This window comes from Neobacillus sp. DHD-1R (genome assembly GCF_057747995.1).
This window is the reverse complement of record NZ_CM173232.1, coordinates 4,045,421-4,063,341: the sequence shown is the minus strand read 5'-3', so window position 1 is coordinate 4,063,341 and position 17,921 is coordinate 4,045,421. Positions and strand designations below refer to the sequence as shown.

Here is a 17,921-nt window from a genome sequence, read left to right as displayed (position 1 = left end):
AAGGTAATGAATTTGAAAATTCCATTCATAAGCGTGGTTCATTAGCGATTAAGGTATCCTAGGTACTTTAATAAATATATAGAGATTAAAGATAAATGGGAGGTGAAGGAATGTTTAAGAAGCTTCTAAAGACGAACAAAAAATTTCTAATTGTCTTAGCACTGTTAATTGGTGTATTTTTATCATTTTCAACCGTAAAAACAATGGCCTATCTGGATTCACCTGGTTTTTGTCAGAACTGCCATACGATGAAAAATGTGTATACGTCATTTATGGATTCGACACATGCAGAATTACAGTGTAATGACTGCCATTTACCACACAAGAGTGAGGTAGGTAAATTATTTTTTAAGGGACGCGCTGGGATGACTCACGTGTATTACAATTCAATGGGCACAAAGGATATTCCAAATGTAATTGAAGCGACAGACAGAACGATGAAAGTAATCAATGAAAACTGTATCTCCTGTCATAAGAGTACCATTACCAATGTCTCTCATGATGCAAAAGAGAACTGCGTCTCCTGTCACAAAACAGTACCACACGGGAAAGGCTTTAAAGATGATCACTATAATAAGCCACCTGTATCAGGAGAGTTATTAGAAAATAAGGGAGGATTTTAAGAATGGGAAGGTTCCATTATGGGGCATATCTTCTTTTGCTCGCTTTTGTGTTGATTGTTACTGGCTGCAGCAATGATTCCAGTGAGAAATCAGCTTCAGCAGCAGGTAAGAAGACGACTGGCCTATCGGCTGATGAGATCAGCAATGAAGCATTTAAAGATTTATTTCCACTTCAATATAATAGTTATAAAAAGAATGAAAAGATGGAAGATACTACTTACGGCGGTTCAGAAAAACGCAGTAAGTTTGACACAGATAAAGAACCATTGTTACCAATTCTTTTTAATGGTTACGGATTTGCGACAGAATACAATGAAGAGCGCGGTCATACTTACGCGTTAGAAGATATTCGTAACATTAAACGGATTACTGATAAATCCGTTGGCTCTTGTTACACGTGTAAATCAACAGCTGTACCAAAAATGATCGAAGAAATGGGAGACAGCTATTGGAGCGCTAATTTTAATAAAGATATTTGGCCAAAGGGTGAAGCAATGGGTCACTCACCAATCGGCTGCTCCGATTGTCATGATCCAAAAACCATGGACTTACGTGTGACTCGTCCAAGCTTTTATAAAGCTTTACAGGCTAAGGGGGTTGATACGTCAAACCCAACGAAGAATGATATGCGTAATTATGTTTGCGGCCAATGCCATGTTGAATATTATTTTGCAGCAGATAATAGTGAAGTCACATTCCCATGGACAAAAGGCTTTAAACCAGAAGAAATGTATGAATATTACAGCACGATTGCCAAAGAAAAAGGTTTTGAAAAAGACTGGATTAGTAATATTTCTGGAACACCAATATTAAAATCACAGCATCCAGAATTCGAAACACATATGTCGGGGACACATGGAAAGGCGAATGTATCTTGTGCAGATTGCCATATGCCATATGAACGAGTAGATGGAAAACGAAAAATCACCTCACACTGGTGGACTTCGCCACTTAAAACGATGCAAACATCTTGCGGACAGTGTCACGGTGATCGTGATTTAGATAAATTAAAAGATCGAGTTCTCGAAATTCAAGAAGCAAACGTAAATGCATTACACGAAGCACAAGACATTTCTACAACCTCACACTATTATGTAAACAAAATGATAACATCAGGCGTGAGTCAGGAGAAAATCAAGCAGGCCCAAGAATTTGTTCGTAAAGGTCAATGGTTCTGGGATATCATTGCTGCCGAAAACTCTGCAGGCTTCCATAATCCACAAGGATCCATGGATTCATTAAGAGAATCAGTTGTCCAATCAAATTATGCCATTCACTTGGCAACAGAAGAACTTGTGAAAAAAGGCGTCAATATGGAAGAGCTTGATCAGGAAATTGACAGGGTGAAAAAAGCTGTCTTGGATGAAAAAGTGAATGAGAAGAAAAAAGACAAGGCGGTAAATAGTTATTTCCCAGCACAAGCACCAGTGGTACCAGCAGTACCAAAAAAATAAACCCTTTCCATCTAAATTCTTATTCGTCCCGCCAAGAAGGAATAAGAGTGGAAAGAGCCTAAATAAAAATCATATGAAAAAACACTGTTTCTATCTAAGGAGCAGTGTTTTCTTTTGTTTATTCTCCCAAAATGGAGGAAATGTGTCAATTCACACTCTTCCATTGAAAAGCAGGCAGAATTTATAGAGTTGGTGGAATCTTTGTACATCTTTATGGATAACGAAAAACGATTGCACCTGAACCGATATTGGAATAGAATAAAGCTTTGGAAATCGAAACGTTAATGGTAAAGGAGCGTTTTTCATGCCTCGTGCCTTGTGGCTTTTAATTATCGGGATGGCAGTGAATGTAATAGGCTCTTCTTTTTTATGGCCTTTAAATACAATCTATATTCACGATTATTTAGGAAAGTCCTTATCTGTTGCTGGGATTGTTCTAATGCTTAATTCGGGCGCAAATGTAATCGGCAATCTCTATGGCGGTCATTTATTTGATAAAATTGGCGGCTATAAATCGATTATTTGGGGAATTAGTATTTCCCTTGCTGCACTCATCGGTTTATCTATCTGGCATAGCTGGCCGGAATATATTGTTTTTTTAACCATCGCTGGTTTTGGAACAGGAATCATTTTTCCAGCAATGTATGCGATGGCCGGTTCAGTTTGGAAAGAGGGCGGACGGAAATCTTTTAATGCCCTTTATGTGGCGCAAAACCTTGGTGTTGCGATCGGAGCGTCTCTTGGCGGTTTAGTAGCTGGTTATTCGTTTCAACTAATTTTCTTGGCGAATGCTATCATGTATGTGATTTTTTTATTTATTGCTGTTTTTGGATATAAAGGAATCTCTGTAGAGTCTAAAAAGGAAGAACTTAAGGAAAAGGAAGTAAAGGGTATAACTAGCAGAATGAATTTGCAGGCTTTGCTTATTGTTTGCTTGGGTTATTTACTTTGTTGGGTAGCCTATAGTCAATGGACTACAACGATTGCTTCTTATACACAGGAAATTAATATTTCATTGACACAATATAGTCTATTATGGACGCTTAACGGTGCAATCATCGTCCTTGGTCAGCCGCTTTTAAACGGTTTATTAAAGCATCTTACAGCATCGCTAAGACTGCAAATGTTGATTGGGATTGGTATTTTCATTATTTCATTTTTGATTGCCGGAAAAGCTAGTGCTTTTTCAGGCTTCGTAGTCGCAATGGTGATTTTAACCATTGGTGAGATGTTTATTTGGCCAGCAGTCCCAACTGTTGCATTTGATTTAGCACCAAAAGGACGCGAAGGCTTTTATCAAGGTATTGTTAACAGCACGGCAACAGGCGGAAGAATGATTGGTCCATTACTGGGTGGAGTGCTGGTGGATTTATACGGCATGTCCACATTATTCTTTGTCCTTGTTGGACTTTTCCTGGTTGCCATCGTGACGACTTTAACTTATGATCGAGTTCTTAAGAAGAAAATCCGGCCGGTCAGGAATCATCCCGTTAATCTATAAAGTAAGAAAAAAGTGCGAATAGACTCATTCGCACTTTTAGCATTTATTAGTTCCCCATATCCATTGCCATGTGGTCATTCACGTCTACAGCCTTTAAATCAAGGCTCTTTGTTAAACGATCCTTTTGTCCTTGTTTTAAGGCAGTGGCATGATCTTGAGTGATCGTTCCAGCTTTAGTGGCCGAATCCACAATCTGATTATCTACATCCGTTAATTTCTGTAAAAATTCTTCCTTCGTTAAACCTTTACTTTTGGCGATTTCAAATAAAGTTTTGCCATTTTTCATTTCTTCTATAATCTTTATAGGTAATACATTAAAAACTTTCGCTGCTTCACTTACCACATTCATTTCTTTTAATCGGCTCTTTCTAATAGTGGGATTATCAGAGTTCCCCTTGGATTGCACTGAGTATTTAGACATATTTGCTTTTGCATCAACAGCAGGTGCAGTGTCAGGCACTTTACTCTTGGCAAAAGCACTGCTGCTATACTGTATTGCAACGGTTGATCCCAGTATCAATAGCAAAGCTATAAATACAGATACATAGATACTTCGTTTTTTCATTCATGTACCTCCTTTTTTAAAACTAAACATTACATTGTTGTAGGAAAGTGGATATTCGAAAAAAAGCGAACTTTTGGAACATCCACATTACCTAGTTACCTAATTTCAACACCATTCGTACTTGCAGTCCAAGGGGAAGAACCAGACTGGTTCACTGCTTGAATTCGGAAATAATAAGTAGTACCCTTTCTTAAACTAGTTAATGTTGTCGTAGTTGTTGTATTTGGATACTTATAGGTCCCACTAATAGTAGTAAATCTTCTATCTGTTGAGATTTGCACTACATACCCTGTTACAGGACCAGGTGGCGCTTTCCAGGAAATCACTAAAGATCCGTTATTTGACCCCTTAGATGTTGGCGAAGATCCAATTAAATTAGCAGGCGCCGCAGGCGGATTAGGTACGGTTACTTGAGCTGTATTTGTAAATTCAGACGAAAAGCTTCCCTTCATTGCCTTTACACGGTAGGTGTAGGTTGTATTTAGAGCAACATTTGTGTCTGAATAACTCATGGATCCTGTTCCATTTAGTGCAGGTCTGGTTGTTATGGCTTTATAATTCTGACCCCCATCGGAGGATCGTTCAATTACAAATCCTGTCTCATCATTTGCGTTATCGGTCCAAGCTAAGTTAATACTTGGGCCATCTTGCAACGTGGCAGTTAAGGCCGTTGGTGCAATTGGCAATGGGTTTCCAAAAGTCACACTTACAGTATTGGAGTATGCTGATTCCAATGCACCATTAACCGCTTTAACACGATAACTGTAAACCGAATCAGAGGCAACTGTATCATCAGTAAAGGACACGGTTCCAGTATCAGCCAATGGTCCTGGCGTTGCAATAACCTCAAACTTGACCCCGTCTATAGACCGTTCCACAACAAATCCTTTTTCATCTGAGGCATTATCCGTCCATGATAAGTCTGCTTGCTGACCATTTGCAGCAACCTTTAAATCCGTAGGAGCAAATGGGAGGGCATCGACATCAGCTATATTAGAAGGCGTCCCGCCCTTGTACATCGAGTTAGGGTCTGTTGAATTCGGCGTATCTGTAGCGGGATTATATGCGTCAATACGATAGCTGTATTTTGTATATGGATCGGATGTAGTATCTGTGAAAGTTGTATTATTTGCTAAAACAGAGCTTATTTTTTCGAAAGTTCCTAATGTCCCGTTTGTAATCGCTGCGCGCATGACATTATAGCCAACTTCATTAGATTTATTTCCAAATGTTTCCAATTTTGTATAATCAATAGGTGTAGGATCGTTCCAACTTAAGTTCACGGCACCATCAACTGCCCTGGCTGCTTTTAATACAGATGCCGCTGGTGGGAGGGCATTGTAAGTAAAATGATACGAACGCATCATATCATTCTCTTCATGACCTAATAAATGACAGTGCCATATATATTCCCATCCAAAGTTTGTCATTTCATTGGTAACTGTCACTGGATTTCCTGTTAATGGATCCACGTTCATAAATTGCCCAGTTGAATGAATGGGCATTGCCGGGTCTAGCAGCCTTATGCTGTCAGGGATTCCAAATGGTATTTTTGGTGCCACTGGTCTTAGTGCTACGATACAATCCTCAAGAGGATTCATCCTTACCGTGTCCTTCCAGCCTCTTTCATTCTCGTCTGGCATTCGAATTGATCCATCCCAGCCAACTCGGTTGATTAACTGAACATCAAACAGGTGGAAATGAATCGCATGCGTATCAACCCCGTTGTGAGTAATCTTCCAAATCTGGGTTCCATCACCCATTTCACCGATTGGTGCCATAGAGTCAGTCATGTTTTCGGTTGTCGGGTCAACATATCCGAGCATAATGGTAGTTTGATTCTGGAAGTTCGTATTCGGCATTTCCGTCCCCAGTGTTGCATTCATTCTGCCATAATTTTGTTCGAATTCCTCAGCAATGGCCTTTGGAGTTAAATCCATCGTAACGGTTTTTGAAGTTCCTGGTACATTGAAGGTAGTTGAATTATCTTGAATATTGACCCATTTTCCTAATGGATCATTTTTAGGATCATTCTGACCGTAGATCTTATTATTGTAAATGAGCTGATTTTGACCTGTATTAAAGGCTTTAGGAAGTTCGGTGTTTAATTGGGTAATATTATATTCCGATGCGGGCGTTGTATTTGCAACTTTAATCTGCATGATGGTGCGTGTATTCGGACCATATCCAGGTTGAGTAGTTGGCGCACCACCTGTATTTTCACCAGTTACGGATTGGTCAGGATCTCCTGTGTAATAATCGTAACGCGGGTCAAAAGCCGGGACGGGAGCAGGAGCATCATTATAAAGAATAAGTGTTTGACCAGCATATTTACTAAAGTCAACGACCACATCGGCTCTTTCAGCAGGACCTAAAAGAAGCGTCTTGCTTGAAACGTTTAGAACGGTGATACTTCTTCGGCCATACTCGTAATCAATCGGCTGATTAGGTAATACAGCCGGTTTCGGTAAAAAACCGCTATCATTACCAATTTGAATCATATTAGGTCCAACAGTTGTTGGATCTGGAACTCCCCCGTCTCGTCCGTCTGTTGGCCAAGTTGTCGGGAAGCCAGGTGTCGTCACAGCAGTAACCATTTTTACTTCACCGGCATTTGCATTATTTAAGGTGCCGTTTGCTTTCCACATCTTAGTATTTGAAGCAGCCTTATAGAATTGTAAATTCCACATTCTATCATTAGCGGCATTCAAAATTTTGAAGCGATAGGCCTTTGGATCAACGGTTAAGGTAGGATAGGCTGTACCGTTAATGACAGGAGTATCCATAAATGCTTCAGGTGACGTTGAAACATCGGGTACACCTGGATTTTTTGGTGCCTGTCCAGGTTGACCTGCCAACGGGTTGTCTACTGGTCCATTTTTTAAACCTGTATTTGGCGGCCAGAACCATGGACCGTAATCCCAGCGGCCCATGGGGTTTGCACCCGACATATCATATGGGTTCTGGTTTGGCATATAAACGTGCGGGAACCATAATTGACCAAAACCGCCCCATTTGGTTTTATCCCAAGTTGGATCCGTAGCTGCTAACTGATTATCAGTTGGTACAAAGGTTTTATCCTGGATAATCAAAGGCATTGTTGAATTATCATCCGGAATAATTCCTCTTTTAATTAAGTCCTGTTCTACATCATCTGTGATCAGGTAACCGGCAGCTTCACCGCCATATACATTTAAACGGGTAATTCCATATGAGTGATCATGGTAAAACATTAATCGGGCACTTTGTTGGTTAGTGTAAAAAAACGTCATCGAGCCATCGCCCGGATCAGGCATGTCAGGAACATTCCTAACGCTGATTCCTTTTGGATACGGAGTATTTTCACCAGCAGGGGTGATCCATTGGTGTGGAGTGCCATCACTAATCCAGGGAGTAATCCCACCATGTAAGTGAAGGGTTGCCCGATTTTGTGTATACATATTTTGGCCATCGGGTCCCATTCCAGCACCCATCAATGAAGTATCTACTGGCAGGAACAGGTCACCCTTACTTCCAGTAGGAAGGGCGTTGGTAAATTTCACGCGAACTGGGCGGTCCTTATGAGCGATAATCGTCGGGCCGAAATAACTTGGATGGTTCTTGACCGTAGGATCGGTTGTATTTGTCTGCTCATATCCCCGAAGCTTGGTTTTCGGCAAATCACTGTGCAATTGTTCGCTATATTCAACTAGCGAAATTTCATAGTAATCTGATCCAGGATACGTAGTAGTATCTGGTATCGCAATGGGGATATACTGTCCTAGATTATTAGCATTTTTTGCACCTAATCCCGGTAAAGTATCAACAAATTTGCGCATACCCGTATTTGGAACAACCTTTCCATTAGTATCCAATTCCGGCAGTGGACTATTAGCATAGTTTGGTGTAGTCCAATAGTCAGGCGTCCCTCCAGGCGTCCCTGCTGCTAAAGCTTTGTTCATGTTGGAAAAGTTTCCTGCTATAGGAATTGTTGAAACTAGCAAAAGTCCTGCAATTAAACTCATTTGAATTTTTTGACTGATTTTTTTAACCTTAATCATAGCGCATCAGCATCTCTCCCTGTAAATTTATAAACAAAAATGAACCAAATCAGGGTAGTTTTTACTGGGTTTAAGTGGGGATGGCTCATCTCAACCACATTATAATACTTTCTTTATAAAGAACCAATATGTTCTTTAAAAGAATTAAATAAATATTTTTAGGACTTGACAATTCTATTTCTATGGTAATTTTTATTTTTTTAAAATAGTAAACAATATAAACCAAATGTTAATATTGTTTATTCAAGCGATTATCAAAAGCTTGTCAGGTTTAAGCGCTGGATATTTGGCTATCCTTAAAATAGGTGTTTGTTTGCTTGCATAGTCGCGGAAAATTTAATACAATAACCGTAATAGTTTATATCAAAAAAACAGTGATCTGGAGTAGTAGTGGTCCATACTCGAAACAATAGAGAGTTGACGGATGGTGGAAGTCAACCGAGTACATCATGAACTCGCCTTTGAGTTGCAGGCATGAACGAACAGTAATGTTTGCCGTTTTCCGCGTTAAGGATGAATGAAGCGAGTGTTAACAACACTAATGTGGGTGGTACCGCGGGAAGATACATACAATCCTCTCGTCCCTTTTAGGGATGAGGGGTTTTTATTTTTGTTTAGGAGGAAAAGTAATGAGCTTTAATCACCAACAAATCGAGCAGAAGTGGCAAAAGAAATGGGAAAAAGAAAAAACTTTTAAAACAAGCGAAGAATATGATAAACGTAAATTCTACGCTTTAGATATGTTTCCTTATCCATCTGGAGCGGGTCTTCATGTTGGACACCCTGAGGGATATACCGCAACCGATATTCTTTCTCGCTTAAAACGGATGCAAGGCTATAATGTCCTTCATCCAATGGGCTGGGATGCCTTTGGATTACCAGCGGAACAGTATGCGTTGGACACAGGCAACGATCCAGCCGAATTTACAGAGAAGAATATTAATACATTCCGAAGACAAATTAAATCGCTTGGCTTTTCCTATGATTGGGATCGGGAAGTGAATACCACAGATCCAGAGTATTACAAATGGACGCAGTGGATCTTTTTAAAGCTTTGGGAAAAAGGGCTTGCGTACATTGATGAGGTAGCAGTAAACTGGTGTCCTGCGCTTGGGACTGTATTAGCTAATGAAGAAGTTATTGATGGAAAAAGTGAACGCGGCGGCCATCCGGTCGAACGACGTCCAATGAAACAATGGATGTTAAAAATTACTGCTTATGGTGATCGTTTACTTGAAGACCTAGAGGAGTTAGATTGGCCTGAAAGTTTGAAAGAGATGCAGCGTAACTGGATTGGACGCTCTGAAGGTGCTGAAGTTACCTTCGCAATTGATGGACATGATGAAACTTTCACTGTTTTCACTACTCGTCCTGATACCTTATTCGGTGCGACCTATGCTGTTCTTGCTCCTGAACATTCATTCGTTACTAAAATCACAACATCTGAACAACGCGCTTCCGTGGATGCCTATTTAGATAAAGTAAAAACGAAGAGTGATCTTGAGCGGACTGACTTGGCGAAAGAGAAAACAGGTGTATTTACTGGTGCATATGCGATCAACCCAGCTAATGGCGAAAAAATGCCAATCTGGATTGCGGATTATGTATTAGTAAGTTACGGCACTGGTGCGATCATGGCTGTTCCAGCTCATGATGAACGTGACTATGAATTTGCGAAAGAGTTTAATTTACCAATCAAGCCAGTTGTTGCCGGTGGAGATGTCGAGACAGAAGCCTATACTGGCGATGGTGAACATATCAATTCCGAATTCTTAAATGGGTTAAATAAAGAAGAGGCCATTTCCAACATGATTTCCTGGTTGGAACAAAAAGGGATCGGTACAAAAAAGGTAACCTTCCGCTTACGGGATTGGTTATTCAGTCGTCAGCGTTATTGGGGTGAACCGATTCCAATTATTCATTGGGAAGACGGTACGATGACAGCTGTTCCTGAAGATCAACTGCCATTGACATTACCAAAAACGACAGATATTAAGCCATCTGGTACGGGTGAATCTCCACTGGCCAATATTGCCGACTGGGTAAATGTAGTCGATCCAGAAACTGGTAAGAAGGGTCGTCGCGAAACAAATACAATGCCGCAATGGGCTGGCAGCTGCTGGTACTATTTACGTTATATTGATCCGAAAAATGATCAAGCATTAGCCTCACAGGAAAAATTAAATCATTGGCTGCCTGTTGATATTTATATTGGCGGCGCAGAGCATGCCGTGCTGCACTTGTTATACGCACGTTTCTGGCATAAATTTTTATATGATATTGGTGTGGTTCCAACTAAAGAGCCATTCCAAAAGCTTTTCAATCAAGGAATGATTTTGGGTGAAGGCAATGAAAAAATGAGTAAGTCAAAAGGAAATGTAGTAAATCCTGATGATATCGTCGACAGTCATGGTGCCGATACTCTTCGTTTGTATGAAATGTTTATGGGACCACTTGATGCATCGATTGCTTGGTCTACAAATGGTTTAGACGGTTCTCGCCGCTTCTTGGATCGTATCTGGCGATTATTAGTGGAAGAGGATGGTTCAGTAAGTCCTAAGGTCCAGTCAACAGAGGATGGATCAAGTTTAGAGAAGGTATACCATCAAACCGTGAAAAAGGTAACAGAAGATTACGAAGGCTTAAGATTTAATACAGCGATATCACAAATGATGGTATTTATTAATGAGGCTTATAAAGCAACCGTTCTTCCAAAAGATTACATGGAAGGTTTCGTCAAGCTGCTTGCACCTGTTTGTCCACATATCGCAGAAGAGCTTTGGGAAATGCTTGGGCATTCCGGCACCATTTCCTATGAGGCATGGCCAGCATATGATGAAGCAAAATTAGTGGATGATGAGGTCGAAATTGTCATTCAAGTGAATGGAAAAGTAAAGACTAAGTTGATGGTACCAACAGGTGCTAGCAAGGAAGCACTAGAAGGAATCGCCATGGACGATGACCGCGTGAAAGAGCAGATTGAAGGAAAAACTATTCGCAAAGTCATAACTGTACCAGGTAAATTGGTCAACATTGTTGCTAACTAAAAAGAAAAGCGAAGGACACTAGCGGCTAGGGCGCTGGAGCAGGATAATTCTCGAGGCCAAAACTTATAATTCTTATATAATAAATAGAACATCCTCCTGGCAAACGGAGGATGTTTTCTGAAGGGATGATTGGGATGGAAGAAATTAAGACAATTACACCAGAAGATTTAGAAAAGAAGCTCGAGGAAGGGGAAAAACTTGAGCTTGTGGATGTTAGAGAAAATGAAGAAGTAGTATTTGGAATGATTCCAGGAGCTAAACATATCCGGATGGGAGATATTCCTGCAAACCTTGACTATTTTGATAAGGATAAAGAATATATTTTTATCTGCCGCTCCAGCGCTCGCAGCGGGAATGTATGTTACTACCTTCAAGAACAGGGATATAAAGTTCGCAATATGGTTGGCGGAATGATGTCTTGGACTGGTGAAACAGAATACGTAGAATAACCGATTCCAATTTGGAATCGGTTTTTTTTTTGCATGATCTTTGAGAATTGTCTAGCTCCAGCGCCCTAGCGGCTAGTGTCCTTCGCTCTCCGCCCTACGATAAGTCAACATCGAATCGCCTCCGGCTCTTCATGTTTCCTTTATCGCGTTTAACGGGCAGTAGATTCTTAACTGCCCGTAAGAACCCGATCGGCTCAACTAACAATCAGCGAAAAGAACGTTCGCTGATTGAAGTTTCACCTTATCTCAGTTGGAGCGCTCCAGGCCATACGCCGCTGACCAGGGCGCTTCCGCTTTTCTTTCATCAGCATAATTCCCATGATCATAAAGGGCACGATATTGATGATTGCAAGCACACCACCTTGAAAATCTGTACCAATAAATAGACCGTGGATGGTAACAAATATATATAAAATTGGATTTAAGGCATGTAATTTCCGCCATTTTTGATAGCCAATCCTTTTTCGTGCTTTTGAGGTAATGATCGTTATGATCAAAAAATACAAGGACAATCCACCAAGGGCCATTGGCAATGGTTTAAAGTCGGTTTGAAATGGAATCAGCACTTCAAACCATTGAAACGAGATATACGAATCAATTAATAAAAAGCATACATGTCCGAGAATAAGATAGAGAGCCCAATTAGAAAGAGCTTCATGTAAAAACAGTGTCGTTGTTACTTTCTGTTTCCGTTTTTTCTGAACTTGAGAATAAAGTCCAATAATAACAGACAAGTAAAGTAATAGATAGGCTGCCGTACCTGTCGCACGAATCATATACCATTCAAACATTTCCATTTTAAGCTCCTCCTTTCCAGATCTCTCCGTCTCGATTGATGAAAACAGCGTGAGATCCTTTCTTTGTAATCCAATCTCGACCCCGCTCTTTCCCAAGCAATAAAACGGTTTTTGCCCATACATCTGCTTCTAAGGCAGTGTGGGCCGTGATTGTTGCGGAAACAATTATGCTTTCCGAAGGCTTGCCAGTTCTTGTATCAATGAGGTGATGTTTCCATTTCCCATCCACTAGCCATTTTCTTTTCATAGTGGTAGATGTTGCTATTGCTCCTTTTTTCACCTGGATCGACGATATCATCTTCGCTGGTTCAAATGGATTTTCAATTCCGATGTTTAATGGTCGTGGCAATTCTCCAAAAATACGAATATCTCCACCAACATTGAGAAAACCATAGCCCATTTTTTTCAACAAAGTTGCAGCACAATCGATGACCCAGCCTTTTGCAATTCCACCAAGATCGATTCTAGAATGCAAGGTTACTGCCTGTTTCTCTTTGTTAAGCGTATATGGCTTTGACGGCATAGAATCAGTAGATGAATAAGCAACTGTATCTACACCCATGTCTTTAATAAATTCGATTGATTTTGAATAACCGCTGTTTTCAAGTGCTCTTAATACATTAGGATTAAAAATACCACTTGTTTCCTTATAAAATCGTTCTGCTTCTTCCAAAATCGCAAACATTTCACTAGAGACGTTTACTTCTTTCTCCACTTGTTGATTCAACCGTGATAGTTCACTATCTTCTCGGAATCGGCTGCACGTATGATCGATTAATTCAAATAGCTTATAAATTGGCATCATATCATTTGCAAACAGTTCATCATTAATAGAGATTTGTACTATTGTACTCATAGAATTGAACCGATAATTATGCATTAGGTACCACCTGTTGTTGTATCAAAGCCACGGTTATGGCCGGATGATCGACCACCGCCATTGAAAAATTGATCCTGCTGCTGATTACTATTGCCAAAGTCTTGCCCGCCATTGTCGAAATTATTATTCGGTACTTGTTCATTTTGATCAAATTGCGATGAACGATCTTCAGCCCAGGAATTATTAAAATCTTGTCCAGATTCCTGACCTGGTTGTAGGTTAAAACTATCTTGTGATTGCTGATTTGTATTATTGCTGGGTTGCTGCCCCTGATTAAGTACCATTTGATAAGTAGCTTTGTCACCATTTGTTAAGCCCAAATAGGATACCATTCCTGCTACGATAGCTAAACTGCCAAAGCTGACTCCCCAAGAAATATTTCGTTTTTTATCCATTCTTAATGCTCCTTTCATCCTTGCATTTGTCTTACTTCTTGCAGTTTACAAGTTAAACCTTAAAATAAACTTAATTTTTTTTTGGATTTAATTTTTAAAATTCAGAAAATAAGTGAATAATGATAGTAAAAAAGAAAGGGAGAGTCCAATGATACAAGTAAAGTTGTTTGATCGGGAGCATGAGAAGGATTTAGAAACGGAAATGAATCGCTTTTTGAGTCGAATAGAAGAAAAGAGTCTGCTAGATATTAAATATAATGTAGCAGCAATGCCAGAGGATGAAGAGGAAGAACAGATTTATTGTTTTTCAGCCATGATTATTTATCGGGCTTGACGTTTGTCAAACCCGATTTTTAGCAGAGAGTGCGGCATTTGTTCCAGCTAATCTGCCTGTCACTAGGGCGGAGGTAATGTTATATCCGCCTGTGTAACCGTGAATGTCCAAAATCTCACCGCTAAAATAAAGTCCATTCATTAATTTAGATGCCATCGTTTGTGGTTCTATTTCTTTCACCGTTACTCCGCCTCCTGTCACAAATGCTTTTTCAAGGGGGAGAGTGCCATTTACTTGAATTGGAAATTGCTTGCAGCTTTTTGTAAAACTACGGATTTTTTCATTAGAAATCGTGCCGCCCTGTTCAGCAGGATCAATGCCGCTATTTTCTAATAGAAAAAGAAGGTAACGCTCAGGAATGAGGCCTTTTAAGGTGTTTTTAATACTTTTCTTAGGTTCACTTTTGACGAGTTTCATAATTTCTTGAAAAATCTCTTCTTCTGTTTGATCTGGAAGGGCATCAAGGCACATCGTTACGTTTTTTAGATTCCACTTTTTTATAGCTTTCACTACAAACTGACTGCAGCGAAGAACGGCGGGACCGCTGATGCCAAAATGTGTAAACAGCATATCCATTCGATGCGTGATAATTGGTTTGCCCTTGGGATTCAATACACTTACATTAATATCCCTTAACGCTAAACCTTGGAGAGTTTTATTTTTTATAAAAGGTTCGCTAGACGTGACAGGAACTTCTGTAGGGAACAATTCGGTAATCGTGTGCCCAGCTTTTTTAGCCCAGGCATAGCCATCACCTGTCGATCCAGTGTGAGGGACGGATTTTCCACCAACAGCAATAACAATCGATTTCGCTGATAAATATTGGCCATCTTTTAAGACCACAGCTGAAACAGTTCCATTTTCATAGAGAACATCTGCAACGGGACTATTTTTAAAAACCTTTACACGAAGTTTCTCTAATTGTTCTAAAAGTGCATCGACAACCGACTGCGCTTTATTAGAAACAGGGAACATCCGCCCGTGGTCTTCTTCTTTTAAAGCAATCCCTAATTTTTCAAAAAATTTGATAATGTCTTCATTACTAAAGATCGAAAAAGCACTATATAAAAACTTCCCATTACCAGGAAGGTGCTTTATAATTTCTTCGACTGGCAGGCGGTTCGTCACATTGCAGCGTCCGCCACCGGATATAGCAAGCTTTCTGCCCAGCTTGTCCCCTTTATCAATTAACAGGACCTTTGCCCCTTTTTCCCCAGCGGCAATGGCGGCCATTAAACCGGATGGACCGCCGCCAATGACAATAACATCATAATCCACTTTTCCACCAACTTTAAATATATTCCCTTCATTATAAACATATCTTGTGAAAATAAAACGAAAACCACCCTATTTTTCAAAAAAATAACTCGATTGTTAGTGGCATCAGAGGAAAAGAAGTTGTAAACTACTAATAGTGTGCAAAAAAAGTCGAATTTGTTGGTAAAACCGCGAATGTATTTCTTCGGGTAGGAAGGGATTTTATGCAGTCAAAGCTTTTAAGAGGAACTTTTATATTAACGCTTGGAACATTACTTTCCAAGGTAATCGGGTTAATTTATGTTATTCCGTTTTATCAAATTGTCGGTAAAGAAGGGACACAACTTTATTCGTATTCATACGTCCCTTATACGATTTTTATTAGTATCGCGACAGCTGGTGTACCGCTAGCCGTTTCAAAATTTATTGCAAAGTATAACGCTTTAGAAGAGTATGCCGTTGGCAGAAAATTGTTTAAATCTGGCATAGTGGTTATGTTAAGTACTGGTATTGCAGCGTTCTTAGTGATGTATTTAGCTGCCCCTTTGCTAGCAGAAATGAGTCATTCAGATGAAAAACAGTTAGATGCCATCATAACTGTTATCCGGGCTGTTAGTTTTGCCTTAATTCTAGTTCCTTTTATGAGCTTAATAAGAGGTTACTTTCAGGGACATCAATCAATGGGGCCGTCTGCGGCATCTCAGGTAGTAGAACAAATTGTTAGAATTGCTTTTACCCTGGTGGGTGCTTATATTGTTCTAAAATTTTTAAATGGAAGCATTGTAACAGCAGTTAGTGTTGCCACATTTGCTGCCTTTATCGGTGCCATCGGCGGACTGTTCGTATTATTTTGGTATTGGTATAAAAGAAAACCATATTTAGACCAGCTATTAGAGCATGATAAAGGAACCATCCATGTCTCATTGAAGGAGATCTATAAAGAGATTTTTATTTATGCAGCGCCCTTCGTTTTTGTAGGAATTGCCAATCCTTTATTTCAATTCATTGATCAATTTACCCTTACACGGGCAATGACGGAAATGGGAGTAGCCAAAAAATTGGCGGATACTGCTTTTGGTATCTTGAATTTTGAGTCTCATAAAATTGTGATCATTCCAGTTTCGCTGGCAACTGCCTTTTCCTTGACACTTGTGCCCAGCATCACGAAGGCATTTGTTGAGAATGATCAGAAAAACTTAAACCGTCAATTAAATCAGACCTTTCAAGTTTTATTATTTTTAACATTGCCAGCAGCGATTGGACTTTCTTTATTAGCTGAGCCTGTTTATACAGCGTTTTATGAGCATGATCCACTTGGAACACAAGTATTAGCGGCTTATGCACCTGTAGCCATTTTGTTCTCTCTCTATTCTGTAACGGCTGCTATTCTTCAAGGGATTAATGAACAGCGCTTCACCATCTTAAGTTTACTTGTAGGATTGTTAGTAAAACTTTCTATCAATATCCCTTTAATCAAAATGTTTGAAACAAGGGGGGCTGTCTTAGCCACAGCACTTGGTTACACTGTAGCCATTGTTATTAATCTGATCGTTATTAAGACCTTTTCACGTTATCAATATCGGCTTGTCTGGCGCAGAAGCTTGTTAATTGTCATATTCGCTGGTTTTATGTGGGTTGGAACTGAGCTTATGTATAAGCTTTTACTATTATTCCTTTCTCCTGCATCCAAAATGGGGTCTGTGTTGATGATTCTTATAAGTGCTGTTGTCGGTGCTAGTATATATTTTTACCTTGCGTTAAAATCCGGGCTTGCTGTCCGTTTGTTCGGGGATAGAATTGAGCAATTAATGACAAAATTAAAGCTGCCAAGAAGGAGGAAAAGCGTTGAGAATAGATAAAATGCTAGCAAACCTTGGGTATGGCAGCCGTAAAGAAGTTAAGCAGCTCCTAAAAAGCGGTGCTGTTAAAGTGGATGATGTTACCGTCAAGGATGCAAAACAGCATGTGGATGAGAACACACAAACGGTTACTTTGAATGGTGAAGTGATTGAATATAAGGAATTTATTTATTTAATGATGAATAAGCCACAAGGGGTTTTGTCGGCAACTGAAGATAATAACAGTGAAACGGTTATCGATTTATTGGAGCTCGAAGATCAGGTCTATGAGCCGTTTCCAGTGGGGCGATTGGACAAGGATACTGAGGGGTTATTGCTAATTACTAATGATGGTCAGTTGGCCCATCGGTTGCTGTCACCAAAGAAACATGTACCTAAGACGTATTTTGCAGTGATTGAGGGAGAAGTGACGGAAGCGGATGTTGTGGCTTTTGCCAAGGGGGTAACCCTGGATGACGGTTATGAAACAAAACCTGGTGACTTGACCATCTTAAAATCTGGAATCCGCTCTGATATTGAGTTAACTATAACTGAAGGTAAGTTTCATCAAGTAAAGAGAATGTTTGAAGCCGTTGGGAAAAAGGTCGTTTATCTAAAACGGATCTCCATGGGACCTCTTCCCTTGGACGAAACTCTTGAACTGGGAGAGTACCGGGAATTGTCAGATGAAGAAGTCGAGTTACTGAGAGAGTATCAAGTGAAGTAATCAAAAAAGGACAA

14 protein-coding genes and 1 other annotated feature are annotated in these 17,921 nt (G+C 39.9%); of the genes, 8 read left to right on the top strand and 6 right to left on the bottom strand.

Annotation, left to right across the window (positions count from 1 at the left end; translation table 11 throughout):
• Positions 1-110: 110 nt before the first annotated feature.
• The 3 genes from AC3ANL_RS20030 to AC3ANL_RS20020 all read left to right on the top strand — a co-directional run bounded on the left by AC3ANL_RS20030 (position 111) and on the right by AC3ANL_RS20020 (position 3,578).
• Positions 111-623, top strand: coding sequence for a NapC/NirT family cytochrome c (locus tag AC3ANL_RS20030; RefSeq protein WP_488326141.1), 513 nt, complete (start codon positions 111-113; stop codon positions 621-623).
• A 2-nt stretch (positions 624-625) separates the two neighbouring features.
• Complete coding sequence (locus AC3ANL_RS20025) at positions 626-2,077, top strand: ammonia-forming cytochrome c nitrite reductase subunit c552 (protein WP_488326140.1); 1,452 nt, start codon at positions 626-628, stop codon at positions 2,075-2,077.
• Between the two features lie 304 nt (positions 2,078-2,381).
• Positions 2,382-3,578: an MDR family MFS transporter gene (locus AC3ANL_RS20020; protein ID WP_488326139.1), complete on the top strand. Its 1,197-nt coding sequence runs from the start codon at positions 2,382-2,384 to the stop codon at positions 3,576-3,578.
• A gap of 46 nt (positions 3,579-3,624) precedes the next feature.
• On the opposite strand, the gene AC3ANL_RS20015 is transcribed toward AC3ANL_RS20020, so the two are convergent.
• Together AC3ANL_RS20015 and AC3ANL_RS20010 are read right to left on the bottom strand one after the other, a co-directional pair.
• Complete coding sequence (locus AC3ANL_RS20015; protein WP_488326138.1) at positions 3,625-4,143, bottom strand: hypothetical protein; 519 nt, start codon at positions 4,141-4,143, stop codon at positions 3,625-3,627.
• A 95-nt stretch (positions 4,144-4,238) separates the two neighbouring features.
• Positions 4,239-8,183 (bottom strand): fibronectin type III domain-containing protein, encoded by a 3,945-nt coding sequence (locus AC3ANL_RS20010; RefSeq protein WP_488326137.1) that lies wholly within the window; start codon positions 8,181-8,183, stop codon positions 4,239-4,241.
• 365 nt (positions 8,184-8,548) lie between these two features.
• Positions 8,549-8,772: a binding site (T-box leader), on the top strand.
• Between the two features lie 40 nt (positions 8,773-8,812).
• Between AC3ANL_RS20010 and leuS the strand changes: the two genes are divergently transcribed.
• Both leuS and AC3ANL_RS20000 read left to right on the top strand, forming a co-directional pair.
• Positions 8,813-11,230 (top strand): leucine--tRNA ligase, encoded by a 2,418-nt coding sequence (gene leuS, locus AC3ANL_RS20005; RefSeq protein WP_488326136.1) that lies wholly within the window; start codon positions 8,813-8,815, stop codon positions 11,228-11,230.
• Positions 11,231-11,364: 134 nt separating this feature from the next.
• Positions 11,365-11,679 carry a rhodanese-like domain-containing protein gene (locus AC3ANL_RS20000; RefSeq protein ID WP_488326135.1) on the top strand — a complete coding sequence of 105 codons (315 nt, stop codon included), beginning with the start codon at positions 11,365-11,367 and terminating at the stop codon, positions 11,677-11,679.
• 236 nt (positions 11,680-11,915) lie between these two features.
• Here the strand turns inward: AC3ANL_RS20000 and AC3ANL_RS19995 are convergent, their stop codons facing one another.
• The 3 genes from AC3ANL_RS19995 to AC3ANL_RS19985 are packed head-to-tail and all read right to left on the bottom strand — an operon-like array spanning position 11,916 to position 13,751.
• Positions 11,916-12,476 (bottom strand): ferric reductase-like transmembrane domain-containing protein, encoded by a 561-nt coding sequence (locus tag AC3ANL_RS19995; protein ID WP_488326134.1) that lies wholly within the window; start codon positions 12,474-12,476, stop codon positions 11,916-11,918.
• Position 12,477: 1 nt separating this feature from the next.
• Positions 12,478-13,356, bottom strand: a complete 879-nt coding sequence (locus tag AC3ANL_RS19990; protein WP_488326133.1) for an FAD:protein FMN transferase — start codon at positions 13,354-13,356, stop codon at positions 12,478-12,480.
• On the bottom strand, positions 13,356-13,751 hold the full coding sequence (locus AC3ANL_RS19985; protein WP_488326132.1) for a hypothetical protein: 396 nt from the start codon (positions 13,749-13,751) through the stop codon (positions 13,356-13,358). The genes AC3ANL_RS19990 and AC3ANL_RS19985 overlap by 1 nt, the downstream gene beginning before the upstream one ends.
• 148 nt (positions 13,752-13,899) lie before the next feature.
• On the opposite strand from AC3ANL_RS19985, the gene AC3ANL_RS19980 reads away from it, so the two are divergent.
• Positions 13,900-14,085 (top strand): sporulation protein Cse60, encoded by a 186-nt coding sequence (locus tag AC3ANL_RS19980; RefSeq protein ID WP_488326131.1) that lies wholly within the window; start codon positions 13,900-13,902, stop codon positions 14,083-14,085.
• A gap of 6 nt (positions 14,086-14,091) precedes the next feature.
• Here the strand turns inward: AC3ANL_RS19980 and AC3ANL_RS19975 are convergent, their stop codons facing one another.
• Positions 14,092-15,363, bottom strand: a complete 1,272-nt coding sequence (locus AC3ANL_RS19975) for a BaiN/RdsA family NAD(P)/FAD-dependent oxidoreductase (RefSeq protein ID WP_488326130.1) — start codon at positions 15,361-15,363, stop codon at positions 14,092-14,094.
• A gap of 203 nt (positions 15,364-15,566) precedes the next feature.
• Between AC3ANL_RS19975 and AC3ANL_RS19970 the strand changes: the two genes are divergently transcribed.
• Together AC3ANL_RS19970 and AC3ANL_RS19965 are read left to right on the top strand one after the other, a co-directional pair.
• Positions 15,567-17,201 carry a putative polysaccharide biosynthesis protein gene (locus AC3ANL_RS19970; RefSeq protein WP_488326129.1) on the top strand — a complete coding sequence of 545 codons (1,635 nt, stop codon included), beginning with the start codon at positions 15,567-15,569 and terminating at the stop codon, positions 17,199-17,201.
• The gene (locus tag AC3ANL_RS19965; protein WP_488326128.1) at positions 17,188-17,907 is read left to right on the top strand and encodes a pseudouridine synthase; all 720 of its coding nucleotides are present in this window, start codon (positions 17,188-17,190) and stop codon (positions 17,905-17,907) included. The genes AC3ANL_RS19970 and AC3ANL_RS19965 overlap by 14 nt, the downstream gene beginning before the upstream one ends.
• Positions 17,908-17,921: the final 14 nt, after the last annotated feature.

What these genes read in the sequence shown, in the direction of transcription:
- AC3ANL_RS20030 (WP_488326141.1), top strand. Translation starts at nt 111, where the DNA reads ATGTTTAAGAAGCTTCTAAAGACGAACAAAAAATTTCTAATTGTCTTA.
- AC3ANL_RS20025 (WP_488326140.1), top strand. Translation starts at nt 626, where the DNA reads ATGGGAAGGTTCCATTATGGGGCATATCTTCTTTTGCTCGCTTTTGTG.
- AC3ANL_RS20020 (WP_488326139.1), top strand. Translation starts at nt 2,382, where the DNA reads ATGCCTCGTGCCTTGTGGCTTTTAATTATCGGGATGGCAGTGAATGTA.
- AC3ANL_RS20015 (WP_488326138.1), bottom strand. Translation starts at nt 4,143, where the DNA reads ATGAAAAAACGAAGTATCTATGTATCTGTATTTATAGCTTTGCTATTG.
- AC3ANL_RS20010 (WP_488326137.1), bottom strand. Translation starts at nt 8,183, where the DNA reads ATGATTAAGGTTAAAAAAATCAGTCAAAAAATTCAAATGAGTTTAATT.
- leuS (WP_488326136.1), top strand. Translation starts at nt 8,813, where the DNA reads ATGAGCTTTAATCACCAACAAATCGAGCAGAAGTGGCAAAAGAAATGG.
- AC3ANL_RS20000 (WP_488326135.1), top strand. Translation starts at nt 11,365, where the DNA reads ATGGAAGAAATTAAGACAATTACACCAGAAGATTTAGAAAAGAAGCTC.
- AC3ANL_RS19995 (WP_488326134.1), bottom strand. Translation starts at nt 12,476, where the DNA reads ATGGAAATGTTTGAATGGTATATGATTCGTGCGACAGGTACGGCAGCC.
- AC3ANL_RS19990 (WP_488326133.1), bottom strand. Translation starts at nt 13,356, where the DNA reads ATGCATAATTATCGGTTCAATTCTATGAGTACAATAGTACAAATCTCT.
- AC3ANL_RS19985 (WP_488326132.1), bottom strand. Translation starts at nt 13,751, where the DNA reads ATGGATAAAAAACGAAATATTTCTTGGGGAGTCAGCTTTGGCAGTTTA.
- AC3ANL_RS19980 (WP_488326131.1), top strand. Translation starts at nt 13,900, where the DNA reads ATGATACAAGTAAAGTTGTTTGATCGGGAGCATGAGAAGGATTTAGAA.
- AC3ANL_RS19970 (WP_488326129.1), top strand. Translation starts at nt 15,567, where the DNA reads ATGCAGTCAAAGCTTTTAAGAGGAACTTTTATATTAACGCTTGGAACA.